The organism is Roseomonas elaeocarpi (assembly GCF_042433915.1).
In the GTDB taxonomy this organism is placed as follows: Bacteria; Pseudomonadota; Alphaproteobacteria; order Acetobacterales; family Acetobacteraceae; genus Roseomonas; species Roseomonas elaeocarpi.
The window spans coordinates 191685-209468 of record NZ_JBHLUN010000012.1; the positions used below are offsets into that span (position 1 = coordinate 191685).

Here is a 17784-nt window from a genome sequence, read left to right on the forward strand (position 1 = left end):
GCGAAGGCTGCGTCCGACCGGTGCCCCGGCGTCGCGGCGGCCGGGATGGAACCGACGGCCGGCAGGCCATTACCGGCGGGCGGGCATGGTACGGCGGCCGCGCGCCGGAACGCGCTGCGCTTCGGGGACCCTCACGCTCCGGGATCCTTCGTTTTCAGGCGCCCGTCCTTAAACGCCCACCCTGGGGCGCCTGCCCTCAGGCACCCGTCCTCAGGCGCCGCGTCCTCGGGGCGCCCGGTCCTCGGCCGCCCGCCTTCAGGGCGTTCCGGACAGGCGCTCCAGCCCCGGCTGCCGCATCACGCTGCGGCGGAAATCCTCCAGGTGGCGGCGCATCGCGTCCTCGGCGCCCGCGCGGTCGCCGGCGGCGATCGCGGCCACGATGTCGGCGTGCTGCTCGATCACCGCGCGGCGGTGCTGCTGCCGGCCGGCGGCCACGAACCAGAAGCGGATGGTGCGGTCGCACAGGTTGCGCAGCAGCGCGGCCAGCACGGTGTTGCCGGCGATGTCGGCCAGCCTGCCGTGGAACTCGGCGTCGAGCTGCATCAGCCGCGCGGTCTCCTGCGGTTCGGTGGCGACGCCGCTGCGCAGCAGGATCTCCTCCAGCGCCGCGAGGTCTGCGGCGGTGGCGCGCTCGGCCGCCAGCCCCGCCGCCAGGCACTCGTTGGCCAGCCGCGCCTCGGCGATCTCCAGCAGTTCCCCCACCTCGAAGCCGCGCACCTCGACCCCCTTGCGCGGGTGAACCGTCACCAGCCCTTCGAGGCGCAGCCGGTCAAAGGCCTGCCGCACGGGGGTGCGCCCCAGCCCGAGCTGCGCCGCGACCTCGGCCTCGTTGAGCCGGCTGCCCGGGCGGTAGCGGCAGGCGATGATGCGGGAGCGGATGGCGCGGTAGGCCTGTTCCGCCAGGGGCGGCGGCGTGGCGGGGACTGCGCACGGGGCGGTGGGCGCCGGGGGGGCGTGCGGAGCGGCGTGCGGGGCGCCGTGGGGGTCCGGGGCGGCGGGATGCCGGGCTTCGACGAACGGGGCGTCGCGATGGGGGACCTCACCCAGGGAAGCATCACCCTGGGAAGCCTCACCCTGGGAAGCCTCACCATGAGACGCACCACCGTGAGGAGCCTCGCGATGGAGAGCCTCGCGGTGGAGAACCTCGGGGCGGGGAGCCTCGGCACCGGAGGTCCCGTCGTGTCGCGCGGCCTTGGTCATCGCAGCGGTCGCCTCCATGCACCGTGCCGGGCGGAAAGAACCGGCGCACGCGACGTGGCCAGCGGCCGCCCCGTGCCTCGGGCGGAGGCTAGAACGGACGCGGACGGCGGGGAATCACCCCCGCCCGTGAGCACCCCGCCGCGACGCCGCCGACGGCCGGCCCGCGCCCGGATCGTGAGGGAGGCGCAAGGGCGGGTCGCGCGGCGCCGGAGACCGGTTTCGGACCGGGGGCGCGGAGCCGGGCCGGAAACGGCGCCGCGACCGGGGTGCGCCCGGCCGGCAGGGCGGCGGCCATCCCCCGGCGACGCCCCTGTGAACGGCGTGGGGGAAGCGCCCCTGCCAGGGCCACGCTATAAAGGCCGCTCCGCCGGGTGCCGGCAACCAGCGCGCAGGAGGACCGCGTGAGGCGACGGAACCGCTGGCTGCTGCTGCTCGCGCTCGTGCCGCTGCTGCCCGTGGCGGCGGTGGGCGCGGCCCTGGCCGTGCTCGACCCCGACGACTACAAGGGCGAACTCACCGCCGCGGTGCAACGGAGCACGGGGCGGGTGCTCTCGCTGGGCGGGCCGCTGCGCGTGGCTTGGGCGCTGTCGCCCACGGTCGAGGTGTCCGACGTCACGCTCGCCAACCTGCCCGGCGGCACGCGCCCCGACATGGCGCGGGCCGAGCGCATCGAGGCCCGGCTGTCGCTCTGGGCCCTGCTGCACCGCCGGCTGGAGGTGGAGCAGCTCACGCTGATCGGTCCCAACATCCTGTTCGAGCTGGTGGACGGGCGGCCGAACTGGGTGCTGGGGCCGGACGTGCCCGGGGCGGACCCTGCCGCCGCAACACCGGCTGCCACGGTGCCCTCGCCTGCCCCGGAGAAACCGGGGTCCATCCCCGGGCCCGCCACGAGCGCCACTCCGGGCGCCGCCCCGGGCACCACCACTGGCGTTCCCCCTGGTGCCACCACTGGCACCCCCTCCGGGCCCTCCGGTGCGGTGCCCGTCGCCTCGCCGCGCGCCAGCACCGCCGCCGCGCCGCCTCCCCCGCCCGCCTCGCCCGCTTCGCCGGTCGCGCTGGCGATCGAGCGGGCGCGGGTGCGCAACGGCATGGTCACGCTGCGCCTGCCCAACCGCACGCACGTGGTCGGCATCCGCTCGCTCGACTGGCAGCACCTGCGCGAAGGGGCGCCGCTCGATCTGCGCTCGGTGCTGGTTTACTCGGACTACGAGGCCTTCTCGTTCGAGGCCTCGGCCACGCCCACCGGCGAGGTGCACGATCCCTGGAACACGCAATGGCGGGTGACCGCCTTCGACGCCACGCTCGAGGCGAGCGGGCAGATGAGCCTGGCCGGGCGCTACGACCTCCAGGTCGAGGGCGACGTGCCGGCGCTGGAAAAGCTCAACGCCCTCTTGCCGCCGATGGGGCTGCCGGCGCTGCGCGGGGTGCGGGTGTCGAGCCACCTGCGCAGCGGCCGCGACACCGGGGACCTGCCGGTGATCGGCAAGACGGCGCTGCGGATCACCGGCGGCGACCTGGGCGCCCAGGTGCCGGGGCTGGTGCTGGGCCCGGCCACGCTGCGGCTGCCGGAGGCGGGCGGCGTGGCGGAAGCCTCGGGTAGCCTGCGCTACGCCGCGCAGCCCTTCGGCTTCGAGGGGCGCTTCGGCGTGCCGGCACGGCTGGAGGAGCGCAACAGCAGCCCGGTCGCGCTCATGCTGAAGGCCGAGGGCGGCGGGACGGGCGGCGCGGCGCCGGCCGGCACGCTGCAGCTGGACGGTACGCTGGCCACCGAGGACGGCGGCTTCCGCGGCCTCGAGGCCGACACGGCGCTGCAAACGCCCAGCCTGCCGCCCTGGGCGCGCATCCTGCCAAAGGGCACGGCGCTGCCGCCGCTCACGGCGCTGTCGGCGCAGGCGCGGCTGAGCCTGCCGGAAGGGGCCGGCACGCTGCGGCTGCGCGACGCGAAGCTTTCGGCGCGGGAAGCGGTGCTCGCGGGCGAGGTCACCCTCACGTCCGGCACGGTGCCCGCGGTGCAGGCCAGGCTGCGCGGCGACCGGCTGGACCTCGACGCGCTGCTGGGGGATGCGCTGTCGGGCGGAACCACGTCGTCGCGGGAGGCGGCGGGCGGCACCGTCATTCCGGACACGCCGCTGCACTGGGAGGCGCTGCGTGGCAACCGGATCGACCTCCAGGCCAAGGTCGGCGCGACGCGGCTCTGGGCGCAGGACTGGCGCGGGCTGGACCTGGCGATGCGCTTGGCCGACAGCCAGCTCCAGGTGGAGCGCCTGGGGCTGCAGCTGCCGGGCGGCCCGGCCACGCTGTCGCTCAGCGCCGATGCCAGGAGCGCTGCGGTGCCGGTCAGCCTCACGCTCGACGCGCCCGCCGTGCCGCTGTCGCTGATCGGGCGCTATGCCGGGCTGCCAGGTGGCTTCGAGGGGGCGATGCGCCTCCAGGCGCGGCTGCGGGCCCGGGGGCGCAGCCTGCACGCGATCGGCGCCACGCTGGACGGCACCGTGGCCGCGAGCGTCACGGGCGGCGGGATGAGCAACGCGGCGCTGATGGCGGTGGCGGCGCCCGCGCTGAAGGCGCTGGGCATCACCGTGCCGGCGCAAGGGCGCACGGAGATCCGCTGCCTCGACCTCACCGGGACGTTTGACGGCGGCGTCGGCCGCTTCCCGCTGATCGCGCTGAACAGCACGCACCTGCAGCTCGACGGCGCGGGCGAGGTCGATCTCGGGGCGGAGCGGCTGTCGCTGGGCCTGCGGCCGCTGGTGCCGCTGGCGGGCGCGCAGGTTTCGGCACCGGTGGTGGTGGAAGGGCCGTTCCGCGCGATCGAGGGCAAGCTCGACGCTTCGGGCCTCGACAAGGTGGGGCTGTTGCTCGGCGCGCTGTTCGGCGGCGATCAGGCGCCGAGCTGCGCGGAGATGCGATCGCGCGTGCGGTGACGCGCGTTGCGCGAAGCGCCGCGCCCGATGATCGCAGCGTCGCGCATGATGATGTGTGAGACTTGCGCGATCGGCTTCGCGCGAGATGGCGTCAGCGGATTATCGCGACACCGGACACCAGCGGAGGAAAACTGGAACCGCGTGGTGGAGCCAATCGGAATCGAACCGACGACCTCCTGAATGCCATTCAGGCGCTCTCCCAACTGAGCTATGGCCCCGCCGTTGCGGTTCGCGGCGTATAGCCGGGCATCGGAGGGGCCGCAAGCCCCCCTGCCCACGCTTTTGCGGCCATGTCGCAGGTTGGCGCGCCGGGGCTTTCACCGACCCCATCGCGCCGCCGCTTCCGGGGCGGCGAATTCGCCGCTAGCGTCGCGCCGGAACACGTCCGGAGAGGCACGCAGCATGAGCAGGAAGGTCTTCGACACGGCGGCGGCGGCGCTGGAGGGGCTGCTGCACGATGGCATGCTGATCCATTCGGGCGGCTTCGGCCTGTGCGGCATTCCCGCGCTGCTGATCGAGGCGCTACGGGAGTCCGGCGTGCGCGACCTGACGGTGGTGTCCAACAATGCCGGCGTGGACGATGCGGGGCTGGGGCTGCTGCTGCACACGCGGCAGATCCGGAAAATGATCTCTTCCTACGTGGGTGAGAATGCGGAGTTCGCGCGGCAGTACCTGGCCGGGGAACTCGAGATCGAGTTCAACCCGCAAGGCACGCTGGCCGAGCGCATCCGCGCGGGCGGCGCCGGCATCCCGGCCTTCTTCACGCGCACCGGCGTCGGCACCGCGGTGGCCGAGGGCAAGGAGGTGCGCGAGTTCGACGGCCAACGCTACGTGATGGAACGCGGCATCTTCGCCGACCTCGCCATCATCCACGCCTGGAAGGCCGACACGGAGGGCAACCTCGTGTTCCGCAAGACGGCGCGCAACTTCAACCCGATGATGGCCACCGCCGCGAAAACCACGGTGGTGCAGGTCGAGCAGCTGGTGGAGCCAGGCGAGATCGACCCTGACCACGTGCACACGCCGGGCATCTACGTGCAGCGCATCGTGGTGGTGCCGCCGGGCTACGAGAAGCGCATCGAGCAGCGCACCACGCGCAAGCGCGCCGCGGCGGCACCGGCGGCGGCCGGTTCCGAGCCGGCGGTGGCCTGAAAACGAGGGGGAGCAAGCACATGGCCTGGACACGCGACGAGATGGCCGCCCGTGCGGCGCGCGAGCTGGAGGACGGCTTCTACGTCAACCTCGGCATCGGCATCCCGACCCTGGTGGCGAACCACATTCCCGATGGCATGGCGGTGCAGCTGCAAAGCGAGAACGGGATGCTGGGCCTGGGCCCCTTCCCCTTCGAGGGCGAGGAAGACCCGGACCTGATCAACGCCGGCAAGCAGACGGTTTCCGCCCTGCCCTCGACCTCGTTCTTCGACAGCGCCAGCTCCTTCGCGATGATCCGCGGCGGGCATATCGACCTGTCGATCCTGGGCGCGCTGGAGGTGGCGGAGAACGGCGACCTCGCGAACTGGATGGTGCCGGGCAAGATGGTAAAGGGCATGGGGGGTGCGATGGACCTCGTGGCCGGGGTCAAGCGCGTGGTGGTGCTGATGGAGCACACCGCCCGCGGCGCGCCGAAGCTGCTGCACCGCTGCACGCTGCCGCTGACCGGCACGGGCGTCGTGGACCTGGTGATCACCGACCTCGCGGTCTTCGCGATCGACAAGGTGGCGGGCGGGATGCGGCTGGTCGAGCTCGCCGCCGGCGTGTCGGAGGAGGAGGTCCGCGCCAAGACCGAGGCGGACTACGCGGTGGCGCTCGCCACGGCCTGAAGCGGGACGCGGGGCTGCGGTTCCGCCCGCTCCCGCGGCCGCCCGGAACTGGTTCGCGGGCAGGAACGGAAAAGGGCCGGCCCCGTGGGACCGGCCCTTGCCGCGTTCCGGGAGCCGCCGGCCGGGACCGGCGGCGGAACGGATCAGCCCTGCTTCTTGAGCGAGAAGTTGTAGTTGCACACGCCCATGCGCACGCCCTGGCCGGTCATGGCGCCGTTGGCGAACTTGCCGTCGACCGTGCCCATGTCGGTGTTGAAGCTGACGCTGCCGTCGGAGTTAATGTCGGACTCGACCTCGCGGCGACGGTCCACGGCCAGGACGGCGTGGCCGTTGCTGACGGTCATGCTCAGGTTCATGCGCTGCGGGCGGCAGGCGCGCTGGCGCGGCGCGGCGATGGCCTGGCCGATATAGGTGCCGTCGAGGCCGGGCGGCACGGCGGCGACGGGCGGCGCGGGCGGCACGACCGGCGGCGGCGGCGCCGGCGGCGGGGCCGGCGGATTCACGCAGGCAGCCAGGGTCACCAGCATGGGCAGAGCCAGCAGGAAGCGGGGGTTCATGTAACGGATCCTTTCCCGGTGAGTCTGAAGCGAATCACCCGGGGCGCATGACCGCATGGAACCCGGAACCATTACCAGCCCCCACCGAACACAAGATTGGTTCAGGGACACAGTGTGGCATTTCTGTCAGACAGCCCTGTTACCCTGAATGAAAACAGGGGCTGACCAAGGGTCGCAAACGGCGCAGGGCGGGCGGCTCAGCGCCCGTTGCCGGGCGGAACCGCGCCGCCGGCCGGGACCGCCGCGGGTGCTGATACGGGGGCGGAGGCCGGGCGCGCGGAGGCCGGCGCGTCCGCGCCCCCGGGCGGTTGGGCACTGGGCTGTTGGCCGATGACGGATTGGCCAGTGGAGGGCTGGGGGGCGGGCTGGCCGGGGGTCGCGCTCGCGCGCTGAGCCTGCAGGGTGCGACGGTCCTGCTCGATCTGCTGGCGCAGCGTTTCCATCTGCCCTTCGCGCGTGGCCAGGCGCTGTTCCAGCCAGGCGTTGTCCTGGCGCGGCGGCGCGGCCGCGCGCGGTGCGGCGCGCCGGGCAACGCGGCGGGCCGGCCGGCGGGGCGCGGCGGCGGGTGCCGCGGCGGGCGGCGGGGTCCAGTCCAGGATCGGGATGGGCGCGGCGCGCTCGGCCACGGGCAGGCCGGGGCGCGCCACGGTGGGACGCGGCGCCGCATCCAGCATCCGCTCCAGCGGTGCCACCGCGGCGTTGATGGCGTCGCCGCGCGGGTTCACGTCGTTGGGCCAGGACTGCGCCGCCGCGCCGCCGGCCGCGACCAGCACCGGCAGAAGCACGAGGAGGAAGGGCTGGGTCCGGCGCATGGCGCAGTTCTTTCCCGGTTGAGTCCGGCCTCACCCAGGGAAAGGGCAAGGCGGGACGGATTGGGCCGGGACGGGCACGAATCGTCCCTTCCACAACCTCCGATAGGTCTAACCCCGGAGGTACAGCCAGACCAGCATCACGGTTCCGAGCGCGATGCGGTACCAGCCGAAAGGCTCGAAGCCGGTGCGGGTGATGATCCGCAGCAGCGCCTTCACCACCAGCAGCGCCACCACGAAGGCGACCACGAAGCCCACGCCGATCTGGGTGAGGTCGCCCCCCGCCAGCTCGTTGCGCGCTTTCCAAAGGCTGAACACCGTGGCGGCCAGCATGGTGGGAATGGCCAGCAGGAAGGAGAACTCGGCCGCCGCGCGGCGCTCCACGCCCAGCAGCAGCGCCATGATGATGGTGGCGCCCGAGCGGCTGGTGCCCGGGATCATCGCCAGCACCTGGCCGAAGCCCACGATCACCGCGGACAGCGGGCCGATCTCGGCGATGGTGGGGATCGTGGCCTTGGGGCGGCGGCGCTCGATCACGATCAGCGCGATGCCGCCCAGCACCAGCGCCCACGACACCACCCAGGCGTTGAACAGGAGGTTGGTGATGATCCCGTGCAGCGTGGCGCCCAGCACCAGCGCCGGCAGGAAAGCCAGGATGATGTTCATCGCCACGAAGCGTTCCGCCGTGCGCGGCCGCCACATGCCGAGGAGGATGGTGACGAGGTCGGCGCGATAGGCCCAGATCACCGCCAGGATGGCGCCGAGCTGGATCGCGATCTCGAAGGTCTTGCCCGGCGGCTCCTGGAAGCCCAGCAGGTCGCCCATCAGGATCAGGTGGCCGGTGGAGGACACCGGCAGGAACTCCGTGAGGCCTTCCACGAGCCCCATGATGATGGCCGGGATCAGGGCAGCGATATCCATGTCGTCATTCGCTCCGGGAGGATCAGGCCGCGAGGGGACGGCGGGAGGGTCGGGAGGGGGTTGAAGCGGGTGGCGCGGCCGGGCCGCGGGTCGCGGCGGCCGGGGGTGCTGCGCGGCGGGATGCGGCGCCGGGCGGGAGGGGTTCCGGGCCGGCGCTTTCGGGGCGGGACGGCGGCGGGGCGGAGCCTGCCGCGGCAAACCGCGCCGGAGCGAGCCACGTCGCGGCGAACCATGCCAACCGGGGCGCGCGGGGCGCTGCGGACCGCGCCGCCCGGTGCCGGGTCACGCAGACCCGTGCCACGCAGAGTCGGGCCACGCAGAGCCGGGCCAGCCAGGATCCGGACAGCCGGGGCCGCGTCACCGGTGCTCCCGCCCGCGGCCGTGCTGCCCCGCGCCCCGCGGCGCCGGGCCGGCGGCGGGCGTCACGGGCCGGCAGCGGGCCGCGGCAGGCCTGGGGCGGCACGACGGAACCTCAGCCGGCCGCGGCCTGTTCCCGGCGGTAGGGATGCGCGGGGTAGGTGCCCAGCACCCGCACCTCGCGCGAGAAGAAGCGCAGCTCCTCCAGCGCCCGGGCGAGGGGCGGCTGATCCGGGTGTCCGTCCACGTCGCACAGGAACTGCGTCGCGGTGAAATGCCCGTCGAGCATGTAGGATTCGAGCTTGGTCAGGTTCACGCCGTTGGTGGCGAAGCCGCCCAGCGCCTTGTAGAGCGCCGCGGGCACGCTGCGGACGCGGAACACGAAGGTGGTGACGCAGTCGGGCGCCTCGGCCGGCGGCGCCTCGGGCTCGCGCGACACCACGTAGAAGCGGGTGGTGTTGTGCTCGGCATCCTCGACGTTGCGGCGCAGGATCTCGAGGCCGTAGAGCTCGGCCGCCAGTGAAGAGGCGACCGCCGCGTCCTCGAGGCTGTTGCGCGCCGCGATGATCTCGGCGGCGCCGGCGGTGTCGGCCTCGATCACCGGCTGGTAGTTGTTGTCGCGCAGGAGACGGAGGATCTGTCCCAGCGCCACCGGGTGGCTGTGGACACGGCGGATCGACCGCATGGTGGCTCCGCGCGGCGCCAGGAGGCAGTGCTCCACGCGCTCGAAATGCTCCGCCACCACGTACAGGCCGGCATCGGGCAGCAGGCGGTGGATATCGGGCACGCGCCCGGCCAGCGAGTTCTCGGACGCCAGCATGGCCAGCGTGGCGCGGCCCTCGCGCACCGCCACGATCGCGGCCTCGAAGGAGGGGCAGGGAAGCGTGGTCCAGCCGGGATAGGCGGCGCGGCAGGCGAGGTCGGAATAGGCGCCGGGCATGCCCTGGAAGGCGATCACCCGTTCGGGCCCGCCCGTGCTGCGCGACGGTTGCCCACCGGGCAGCGGAGGGGTGTTGCCGGTTCGCTGAACCGCGGCGTCCTCGATCACGGTCACCTCGTCCGTCATGCTGCCCCTCCGGCCACCCCGCCGGCCGGCGCCCCGCGCGGCCGCAGCGCCTCGCGGGCGCGCTCGAGATCGGCCGGCGTGTCCACCCCGAAGGGCGCGTGGTCCACCCGGGCCGCGCCGATCCGCATCCCAGCTTCCAGGGCACGCAGCTGTTCCAGCTTCTCGCGCGCTTCCAGGAAGCCTTCCGGCAGCGCCACGAAGCGCGCCAGCGCCACGCGGCGATAGGCGTAGACGCCGATGTGGTGCCACAGCGGCCCGGGGCCCGAGGGAATGGCGTTGCGCGAGAAGTACAGCGCCGGCGCCACCGTGCCGCCGCGGGCAAAGGCGCAGGCGCACTTCACCACGCTGGGGGTGGCGGCTTCTTCCGCCGAGGTGATGGGCGCCACCAGCGTGGCGATATCCACCGCCGGGTCGGCCAGCGGCATCAGCACCGAGCGCAGCATCGAGGACGGCAGGGTCGGCAGGTCGCCCTGGAGGTTCACCACCACGTCGTGCTCGCCGAGCGGGTCGAGGGTGGCCAGCGCCAGGTTGATGCGGTCGGTGCCGGACGGCACGTCGTCGGGCACCAGCACCGCCTCGCCGCCGGCGCGGCGGACGGCGTCCGCGATGGCGGGGGTGTCGCAGGCCACCGCCACGGGCCCGATCGCGGCCTCGCGGGCACGCTCCAGGACATGGACGATCATGGGCTTGCCATGGATGTCGGCCAGCGGCTTGTCGGGCAGGCGGGTCGAGGCCATCCGGGCCGGGATCAGGACGAGCGGGCGCACGGGTTGTGGGACAGGTTTCGCGTGTTTAAGGTTTCTTGCTTGTAGTGGAGGCGTGGGGCTGGCGCAAACCTGTGCCCTCCGGGCGTTTCCCAAGCGCACGAAGCTTGAGGGATGGGCGGGGCGCATGAGCCTGGAAGCAAATAAGGTGTTTGCGGCGGTCCTGACGGCCGGCGTCGTCTTCGGTGTCGCGGGCTTTATCGGCAGCGTGGTGGTGCATCCGGAGCCGCTGGAAAAGCCCGCCATCCAGGTGGGCGACGCGCCCGCCGCGGCCGGCAGCGCCCCGGCCGCACCCTACGAGGTGGCCCCGATCGCGCCGCTGCTGGCCTCCGCCGACGCCGATGCCGGCAAGGCGCTGGCGACCCGCACCTGCGGCGCCTGCCATATCTTTGAGAACAACGGCAAAAACGGCGTCGGCCCGAACCTGTACGGCATCGTCGGGCGTCACCACGCGGCCGAGGCAGGCTTCAACTATTCCGCCGCCAACAAGGCCCTGTCCGACAAGGTCTGGGATTACCAGGCGATCAGCACCTTTATCTCGGCGCCGGCCAAGGCGATGCCCGGCACCCGCATGGGCTTCGCGGGGCTGGCCAGCGAGAAGCAGCGCGCCGACGTGATCGCCTTTCTCCGCACGCTGAGCCCGAACCCCGAACCGTTGCCCACCCCGCAGTAAAGGCCAACAGGACGATGAGTGGCACCGGGCACACCCCCGCGACCGATGGCGCGCGCCCCGGCTTCCCCTCCGCCGCGACGGAGGCGGACGCGTTCCTGGCGGCGGCCGAGTCGGCGGCCGACCTCGCGGGCAGGGTGATCCGCCCGCTGTTCCGCTCCGCCCTGCTGGTCGAGGCCAAGGGCGATGCCAGCCCCGTCACCAAGGCCGACCGCGACGCCGAATGGGCGATCCGCGAGCACCTGCTCACCCATTTTCCCGAGCACGGCGTGATCGGTGAGGAACACGGCAGCCTCCGCCCCGAGGCCGAGTGGGTCTGGGTGCTCGACCCGATCGACGGCACGCGCGCCTTCGTCACCGGCCGCCCGCTGTTCGGCACGCTGATCGGCCTCCTGCACCGCGGCCGCCCGGTGCTGGGCATCATTGACCAGCCGGTGACCGGCGAGCGCTGGATCGGCCTCGCCGGGGAGGCGACCCGCTTCCGTGGTCCTTTCGGCGGCACCGCGGGCTGCCGCCCCTGCCCCGGCCTGGACGCGGCGGAGCTGAGCTGCACGAGCCCTTCCATTTTCCGCCCCGAGGAAGCCGCGGCGCGCGACGCGATCTGCGGCGCCGTGCGGCGCGTCACCTGGGGCGGCGACTGCTACAGCTACGGGCTGCTGGCGCTGGGGCTGGTGGACGTGGTGGTGGACAGCACCATGAAGCCCTGGGACTGGGCCGCGCTGGTACCGGTGGTGGAAGGCGCGGGCGGCGCCGTCACCGACTGGGATGGGCAGCCCCTGACGCTCGAGAGCGACGGTACGGTGCTGGCGGTGGGCGACCGGGCGCTGACCGCTCAGGCCGGCCGATTGTTGCGAAGTGCCTGATTGCCCGCGAGACGGTTGAGGGGACCGGCGGGAAGCCCCATCCTGGGCGCATGTTCCGCCGCAACCTGTTCGCCGCCTCCCTCGCCACCGCCACCCTGCCCGTGATCGGGCGGGGCGCCCGGGGCCAGTCCACGGGCGCCCAGGCCCCGGCCACGCCGACCCCGGCCGCGCCCGGTGCAGCCGCCGCCTCCACTGGCGCCGCGCGGCGCACGCACGCGCTGTCGCTGCTGGGCGAGCCCAAGCTGCCGGCGGATTTCCCGCATTGGGCCTGGGTGAACCCCGACGCGCCCAAGGGGGGCGAGTTCGTGCGCACCGCGCTGGGCTCCTTCGACAGCTTCAACCCTTTCATCCTGCGCGGCACCCCGGCCGTGGGCATCACGCTGCTGTTCGAAACGCTGCTGATGGACAGCGCCGACGAGGCCAGCACCGCCTACGCGCACCTGGCGGCGGTGGTGGAGGTCGCGGCCGACAACAGTTGGGCCGCGTTCGAGCTGCGGCCCGAGGCGCGCTGGCACGACGGCCGGCCCGTCACGGCGGAGGACGCGGCCTGGAGCTTCGCGACGCTGCGCGAGAAGGGCCATCCACGCTACCGCAACTACTGGGGCGACATCGAGGGCGCCACGGCCGAGAACGAGCGCCGCGTGGTGTTCCGCTTCCGCAACCCCGGCAACCGCGAGCTGCCGCTGATCATCGGGCAGATGCCGGTGCTGCCGAAGCACTGGTGGGAAGGGCGCGACTTCGCGCAGCCGGGGCTGGAGCTGCCGCTGGGCTCGGGTCCCTACAAGGTCGGGCGCTTCGAGGCCGGGCGCAGCATGGTGCTGCAGCGCGTGCCCGACTACTGGGGCCGCGACCTGCCGACCATGCGGGGGCTGCAGAACTTCGACACGCAGCGCTTCGAGTATTATCGCGACGCCACCGTGGCCTTCGAAGGCTTCAAGGCCGGGCAGCTCGACTTCCGGCAGGAAAACATCGCCCGCTCCTGGGCCACGCAGTACGACTTCCCGGCCGTGGCGCGCGGGCTGGTCAAGCGCGACGAGCTGCACCACGAGATCCCGGCCGGGATGCAGGCCTTCATCATGAACCTGCGCCGCCCGGTCTTCGCCGACCGCCGCACGCGTGAGGCGCTGGGGTTGGTCTTCGATTTCGAGTGGATGAACGCCAACCTTTTCTACAATTCCTACACGCGCACCAACTCCTATTTCGCGAATTCGGAGCTCGCGTCGTCGGGCGTGCCGCAGGGGCGGGAGCTGGAGATCCTCCAGCCCTTCCGCGACAAGCTGCCGCCGGCGCTCTTCACCCAGGCCTTCAAGCTGCCCACCACCGACGGCAGCGGCAACAACCGCGACAATGCCCGCCGCGCTCTGGACCTCCTGCGCGAGGCGGGCTGGGTCATCAAGGACCGGCAGATGGTGGACCGCAACGGACAGCCGCTGCGCTTCGAGATCCTGCTGGCGGATTCCACCTACGAGCGCGTCGCCCTGCCCTACGTGCAGTCGCTGACCCGTCTCGGCGTGCAGGCCACGGTCCGCACCGTGGACGCGGCGCAGTACCAGGTGCGTACCGACAACTTTGACTTCGACATGACGATCGACCTGTTCGGCCAGAGCCTGTCGCCCGGCAACGAGCAGCGTGACTTCTGGGGCTCGGAGGCCGCCAAGCAGCCCGGCAGCCGCAACACCATCGGCATCAGCGACCCGGTGGTGGACGCGCTGGTCGAGCTGGTGATCAACGCCCCCAACCGCGAGGAGCTGGTGACGCGCACCCATGCGCTGGACCGCGTGCTGCTGTGGAACTTCTTTGTCGTGCCGAACTGGTACAGCAGCACCTTCCGCATCGCCTGGTGGGACAAGTTCGGCCGGCCGCCGCGCAACCCGCACTACAATATCGGCATCGAGGGCTGGTGGATCGACCCGGCGCGCGAGAAGGCGCTGAGCGAGGCGCGGCGGTCCCCGACCTGAACGGGGCCTGAACGCGTGGCCGCCTACCTCCTCCGTCGCCTGCTGCTGGTGATCCCGACGCTGTTCGGGATCATCCTGATCAACTTCGTCGTGGTGCAGTTCGCCCCCGGCGGCCCGGTGGACCAGATGATCGCGGAGCTGCGCAACAACGGCGGCGGCGCGCTGTCGCGCGTCACCGGCGGCACGGGCGAGGTGCGGCAGCCCGGCGGCGGCTCCGAGGGCTCGAACTACCGCGGCGCGCGCGGCCTCGACCCCGCGGTGGTCAAGGACATCGAGCGCGCCTTCGGCTTCGACAAGCCCGCCACCACGCGCTTCGCCGAGATGGTCGGCAGCTACCTGCGCTTCGACTTCGGGCAGAGCCTGTTCCGCGGCCGCTCCGTCTTGAGCCTGATCGCCGAGCGCCTGCCGGTGTCGATCAGCCTCGGGTTGTGGTCCACGTTGATCATCTATCTCGTCTCCATCCCGCTCGGCATCCGCAAGGCGGTGCGCGACGGCACCGCCTTCGATGCCTGGACCTCAGGCGTGGTGCTGGTGGGCTACGCCGTGCCGGGCTTCCTGTTCGCGATCCTGCTGGTGGTGCTGTTTGCCGGCGGCTCCTTCGTGCAGTGGTTCCCCTTGCGCGGCTTGCTGTCCTCAGGTGCCGAGAACTGGAGCTTCGGCGCCAGGGCGCTGGACTATGCCTGGCACATGGTGCTGCCCACCGTGGCGCTGGTGGTGGGCGGCTTCGCGGGCCTCGTGATGCTGACCAAGAACTCCTTCATGGACGAGATCAACAAGCAGTACGTCCTCACCGCCCGCGCCAAGGGCGCGACGGAGGGGCGCGTGCTCTACGGCCACGTCTTCCGCAACGCCATGCTGCTGATCATCGCGGGCTTCCCGTCGGCCTTTATCGGCATCCTGTTCACCGGTGCGCTGCTGGTGGAGATCGTGTTCTCGCTCGACGGTCTGGGCTTGCTCGGCTTCGAGAGCGCGATCCGGCGCGACTACCCGGTGATGTTCGGCACGCTCTACATCTTCACGCTGCTGGGGCTGGTGATGCAGATCATCGGCGACTTCGCCTATACGCTGGTGGACCCGCGCATCGACTTCGAGGCGCGCCGTTGAGTCCTCTGAACCGTCGCCGCTGGGCGAACTTCCGCGCCAACCGCCGCGGCTACGTGTCGCTGTGGATCTTCGGGGTGCTCTTCGCCGTCACCCTCTTCGCCGAGGTGCTGAGCAACGACCGTCCCATCGTGGCGCATGTCGAGGGCCGCTGGTTCTTTCCCGTGCTGGTGGACTACGCCGAGAGCGACATCCTCAGCGACGGCTTCCCCACCGACGCCGACTGGCGCGACCCGGCCCTGATCGACGAGGTCGGGAAGCGCGGCTGGGCCATCTGGCCGCCGGTGCCCTTCCGCTACGACACGGTGGTGCGCGACCTCGGCCGCCCCGCGCCCTCCCCTCCGGACGCGCGCAATTGGCTCGGCACCGACGACCAGGCGCGCGACGTGCTGGCGCGGGTGATCTGGGGCTTCCGCATCTCGGTGCTGTTCGGCTTCGCGCTGACGCTGGTCTCCTCGGTGGTGGGCATCGCGGCGGGGGCGGTGCAGGGCTATTACGGCGGCTGGGTGGACCTCGCGTTTCAACGCTTCATCGAAGTCTGGAGCGGGCTGCCGCAACTGCTGCTGCTGATCATCCTGGCCAGCGTGATCGAGCCCGGCTTCTGGACGCTGCTGATCTTCCTGCTGCTGTTCTCGTGGATGAGCCTGACCGGCGTGGTGCGGGCGGAGTTCCTGCGCGGCCGCAACCTCGACTACGTCCGCGCGGCGCAGGCGCTGGGCGTGTCGGACGCGCGCGTGATGGTGCGCCACATCCTGCCCAACGCCATGGTGGCGACGCTGACCATGCTGCCCTTCATCCTGTCGGGCAGCGTCACCGTGCTGGCCAGCCTCGACTTCCTGGGCTTCGGCCTGCCACCCGGCTCGCCCTCCTTGGGGGAACTCGTGGCGCAGTCGAAGAACAACCTTCAGGCGCCCTGGCTCGGCATCACGGCCTTCGCGGTGCTGGGCGGCACGCTCACGCTGCTGATCTTTATCGGTGAAGCGGTGCGCGACGCCTTCGACCCGCGCAAGCTGCCGGGCGGCGGGCGCTGATGCCGCCGATCCTCGAGGTCCGCGATCTGCAGGTCGCCTTTCGCGGCACCACCGTGGTGCACGGCGTCAGCTTCGCGGTGCAGCCCGGCGAGACCGTGGCGATCGTGGGCGAGAGCGGCTCGGGCAAGAGCGTCACGGCGCTGTCCTGCCTCAAGCTCCTGTCGACGGGTGGCGCCAACCCATCGGGCCAGGTCACGCTGGACGGCGTGGACGTGCTGCGCGCCCCTGAGGGTGAGCTGCGGCGGTTGCGCGGTGGCACGGTGGGGATGGTGTTCCAGGAGCCGATGACCTCGCTCAACCCGCTGCACACGATCGGGCGGCAGGTGGCGGAAGCGATCACCCTCCATCGCCCCTTACGCGGCCGCGCCCTGGCGGAGGAGGTGCGCCGCCTGCTGCGCGATGCCGGGCTGGCGGTGCTGGAGAACCGGCTGGACGCCTTCCCGCACCAGCTTTCGGGTGGGCAGCGGCAGCGCGTGATGATCGCGGCGGCGCTGGCCAACGCGCCGAAGCTGCTGATCGCGGACGAGCCGACCACGGCGCTCGACGTCACGGTGCAGCGACAGATCCTCGACCTGCTGGACGACCTCAAGCGTCGCGGCAACATGGCGATGCTGTTGATCACCCACGACCTGACGTTGGTGCGCCGCCATGCCGACCGCGTGGTGGTGATGCGCCAGGGCGTCGCGGTGGAAACCGGCCCGGCGGCGGAGGTGCTGGCACGGCCGGCGCATCCCTATACCCGCATGCTGCTGGAAGCGGAGCCGCGCGGCACCGCACCGCCGTGCCCGGACAGTGGAGAGTCGGTGCTGGAAGCGCGCGACATCCGCGTCACCTTTCCCGTCCGCCGCGGTCTCCTGCGCCGCGTGGTGTCGGAGGTGCGCGCGGTGGACGGCGTGTCGCTGCGCATCGGCGCGGGCGAAACGCTGGGCGTGGTGGGCGAGAGCGGTTCGGGCAAGACCACGCTGGGCCTGCGGCTGCTGGGGCTGGCACCCGGCAGCGGCACGGTGATGCTGCGGAACCAGCGCATCGACGGGCTGTCGCGAACGGCGCTGCGGCCGGTACGGCGCGCGATGCAGATCGTGTTCCAGGACCCTTTCGGCAGCCTGTCGCCGCGCATGACCGTGGCCGACATCGTGGGCGAAGGACTGGCCGTGCACGAGGCATCGCTGCGCCGCGTTGAGCGGGAGCGCCGCGTCAAGGTGGCGCTGGAAGAGGTCGGGCTCGATCCCGCCGCCTCGCAGCGCTACCCGCACGAATTCTCCGGCGGGCAGCGGCAGCGCATCGCCATCGCGCGCGCGCTGGTGCTCCAGCCGCAGTTGCTGGTGCTGGACGAGCCGACCAGCGCGCTCGACGTGTCGGTGCAGCGGCAGATCGTGGACCTGCTGCGCGGGCTGCAGCACCGGCACGGGCTGGCCTTCCTGTTCATCAGCCACGACCTGCGCGTGGTGCGCGCGATGGCCCACCGCATCCTGGTGATGCGCAACGGCCGCGTGGTGGAGGAAGGCGAAACGGAGCGGATGCTGGCCGCGCCGCGCGAAGCCTATACGCGCGAGCTTCTTTCTGCGGCCTTCAACGGCGGGAACTGATCGCCGCGCCCCTTTCCGCGCCCATCACCGCGACAGGTGGCGGAGCAGGAAGGCATCGCCGGGCGGGAGCACGTCCCGGAGTTGTTGCGTGAAGATCGCGTGAAGCGTCGGGAGGGCCTTCGCGGCCCGGTCCGGGGGAGGGATCGTCGCGCGAAGA

General features: G+C 72.3%; 15 protein-coding genes and 1 tRNA gene. 9 read left to right on the forward strand and 7 right to left on the reverse strand.

The window, feature by feature from the left end:
- Positions 1-255: 255 nt before the first annotated feature.
- A complete protein-coding gene (locus tag ACFFGY_RS17400; protein ID WP_377045782.1) occupies positions 256-1218 on the reverse strand; it encodes a GntR family transcriptional regulator in 963 nt (320 codons plus the stop codon).
- A gap of 383 nt (positions 1219-1601) precedes the next feature.
- Between ACFFGY_RS17400 and ACFFGY_RS17405 the strand changes: the two genes are divergently transcribed.
- On the forward strand, positions 1602-4124 hold the full coding sequence (locus tag ACFFGY_RS17405; protein WP_377045783.1) for an AsmA family protein: 2523 nt from the start codon (positions 1602-1604) through the stop codon (positions 4122-4124).
- Positions 4125-4266: 142 nt separating this feature from the next.
- Here the strand turns inward: ACFFGY_RS17405 and ACFFGY_RS17410 are convergent.
- Positions 4267-4342, reverse strand: a tRNA-Ala gene (locus ACFFGY_RS17410).
- A 184-nt stretch (positions 4343-4526) separates the two neighbouring features.
- On the opposite strand from ACFFGY_RS17410, the gene ACFFGY_RS17415 reads away from it, so the two are divergent.
- Both ACFFGY_RS17415 and ACFFGY_RS17420 read left to right on the forward strand, forming a co-directional pair.
- Positions 4527-5276 carry a CoA transferase subunit A gene (locus ACFFGY_RS17415; protein ID WP_377045784.1) on the forward strand — a complete coding sequence of 250 codons (750 nt, stop codon included), beginning with the start codon at positions 4527-4529 and terminating at the stop codon, positions 5274-5276.
- 20 nt (positions 5277-5296) lie between these two features.
- Positions 5297-5944 carry a CoA transferase subunit B gene (locus ACFFGY_RS17420; RefSeq protein WP_377045785.1) on the forward strand — a complete coding sequence of 216 codons (648 nt, stop codon included), beginning with the start codon at positions 5297-5299 and terminating at the stop codon, positions 5942-5944.
- A 143-nt stretch (positions 5945-6087) separates the two neighbouring features.
- Here the strand turns inward: ACFFGY_RS17420 and ACFFGY_RS17425 are convergent, their stop codons facing one another.
- The 5 genes from ACFFGY_RS17425 to ACFFGY_RS17445 all read right to left on the reverse strand — a co-directional run bounded on the left by ACFFGY_RS17425 (position 6088) and on the right by ACFFGY_RS17445 (position 10421).
- Entirely contained in the window at positions 6088-6501 is a 414-nt protein-coding gene (locus ACFFGY_RS17425; protein ID WP_377045786.1) for a hypothetical protein, read from the reverse strand.
- Positions 6502-6698: 197 nt separating this feature from the next.
- A complete protein-coding gene (locus ACFFGY_RS17430) occupies positions 6699-7313 on the reverse strand; it encodes a hypothetical protein (RefSeq protein WP_377045787.1) in 615 nt (204 codons plus the stop codon).
- 108 nt (positions 7314-7421) lie between these two features.
- Positions 7422-8231 (reverse strand): undecaprenyl-diphosphate phosphatase, encoded by an 810-nt coding sequence (locus ACFFGY_RS17435; protein ID WP_377045788.1) that lies wholly within the window; start codon positions 8229-8231, stop codon positions 7422-7424.
- 472 nt (positions 8232-8703) lie between these two features.
- On the reverse strand, positions 8704-9654 hold the full coding sequence (locus tag ACFFGY_RS17440) for a prephenate dehydratase (RefSeq protein ID WP_377045789.1): 951 nt from the start codon (positions 9652-9654) through the stop codon (positions 8704-8706).
- Positions 9651-10421, reverse strand: coding sequence for a 3-deoxy-manno-octulosonate cytidylyltransferase (locus ACFFGY_RS17445; protein ID WP_377045790.1), 771 nt, complete (start codon positions 10419-10421; stop codon positions 9651-9653). The genes ACFFGY_RS17440 and ACFFGY_RS17445 overlap by 4 nt, the downstream gene beginning before the upstream one ends.
- 124 nt (positions 10422-10545) lie before the next feature.
- Between ACFFGY_RS17445 and ACFFGY_RS17450 the strand changes: the two genes are divergently transcribed.
- Genes ACFFGY_RS17450 through ACFFGY_RS17475 form a run of 6 tightly spaced genes read left to right on the forward strand, consistent with a single transcriptional unit; the run spans position 10546 to position 17627 of the window.
- Positions 10546-11091 (forward strand): c-type cytochrome, encoded by a 546-nt coding sequence (locus ACFFGY_RS17450; RefSeq protein ID WP_377045791.1) that lies wholly within the window; start codon positions 10546-10548, stop codon positions 11089-11091.
- A 14-nt stretch (positions 11092-11105) separates the two neighbouring features.
- Entirely contained in the window at positions 11106-11951 is an 846-nt protein-coding gene (locus tag ACFFGY_RS17455) for an inositol monophosphatase family protein (RefSeq protein ID WP_377045792.1), read from the forward strand.
- A 50-nt stretch (positions 11952-12001) separates the two neighbouring features.
- Complete coding sequence (locus ACFFGY_RS17460) at positions 12002-13909, forward strand: extracellular solute-binding protein (RefSeq protein ID WP_377045793.1); 1908 nt, start codon at positions 12002-12004, stop codon at positions 13907-13909.
- Between the two features lie 15 nt (positions 13910-13924).
- The gene (locus ACFFGY_RS17465) at positions 13925-15013 is read left to right on the forward strand and encodes a microcin C ABC transporter permease YejB (RefSeq protein ID WP_377045794.1); all 1089 of its coding nucleotides are present in this window, start codon (positions 13925-13927) and stop codon (positions 15011-15013) included.
- The gene (locus ACFFGY_RS17470; protein ID WP_377045795.1) at positions 15010-16041 is read left to right on the forward strand and encodes an ABC transporter permease; all 1032 of its coding nucleotides are present in this window, start codon (positions 15010-15012) and stop codon (positions 16039-16041) included. Before ACFFGY_RS17465 ends, ACFFGY_RS17470 begins: the two co-directional genes overlap by 4 nt.
- Positions 16041-17627 (forward strand): ABC transporter ATP-binding protein, encoded by a 1587-nt coding sequence (locus ACFFGY_RS17475; protein WP_377045796.1) that lies wholly within the window; start codon positions 16041-16043, stop codon positions 17625-17627. Before ACFFGY_RS17470 ends, ACFFGY_RS17475 begins: the two co-directional genes overlap by 1 nt.
- The last annotated feature ends 157 nt before the right edge of the window (positions 17628-17784 follow it).

What these genes read in the sequence shown, in the direction of transcription:
- ACFFGY_RS17435 (WP_377045788.1), bottom strand. Translation starts at nt 8,231, where the DNA reads ATGGATATCGCTGCCCTGATCCCGGCCATCATCATGGGGCTCGTGGAA.
- ACFFGY_RS17440 (WP_377045789.1), bottom strand. Translation starts at nt 9,654, where the DNA reads ATGACGGACGAGGTGACCGTGATCGAGGACGCCGCGGTTCAGCGAACC.
- ACFFGY_RS17475 (WP_377045796.1), top strand. Translation starts at nt 16,041, where the DNA reads ATGCCGCCGATCCTCGAGGTCCGCGATCTGCAGGTCGCCTTTCGCGGC.
- ACFFGY_RS17460 (WP_377045793.1), top strand. Translation starts at nt 12,002, where the DNA reads ATGTTCCGCCGCAACCTGTTCGCCGCCTCCCTCGCCACCGCCACCCTG.
- ACFFGY_RS17425 (WP_377045786.1), bottom strand. Translation starts at nt 6,501, where the DNA reads ATGAACCCCCGCTTCCTGCTGGCTCTGCCCATGCTGGTGACCCTGGCT.
- ACFFGY_RS17455 (WP_377045792.1), top strand. Translation starts at nt 11,106, where the DNA reads ATGAGTGGCACCGGGCACACCCCCGCGACCGATGGCGCGCGCCCCGGC.
- ACFFGY_RS17430 (WP_377045787.1), bottom strand. Translation starts at nt 7,313, where the DNA reads ATGCGCCGGACCCAGCCCTTCCTCCTCGTGCTTCTGCCGGTGCTGGTC.
- ACFFGY_RS17415 (WP_377045784.1), top strand. Translation starts at nt 4,527, where the DNA reads ATGAGCAGGAAGGTCTTCGACACGGCGGCGGCGGCGCTGGAGGGGCTG.
- ACFFGY_RS17450 (WP_377045791.1), top strand. Translation starts at nt 10,546, where the DNA reads ATGAGCCTGGAAGCAAATAAGGTGTTTGCGGCGGTCCTGACGGCCGGC.
- ACFFGY_RS17400 (WP_377045782.1), bottom strand. Translation starts at nt 1,218, where the DNA reads ATGGAGGCGACCGCTGCGATGACCAAGGCCGCGCGACACGACGGGACC.
- ACFFGY_RS17420 (WP_377045785.1), top strand. Translation starts at nt 5,297, where the DNA reads ATGGCCTGGACACGCGACGAGATGGCCGCCCGTGCGGCGCGCGAGCTG.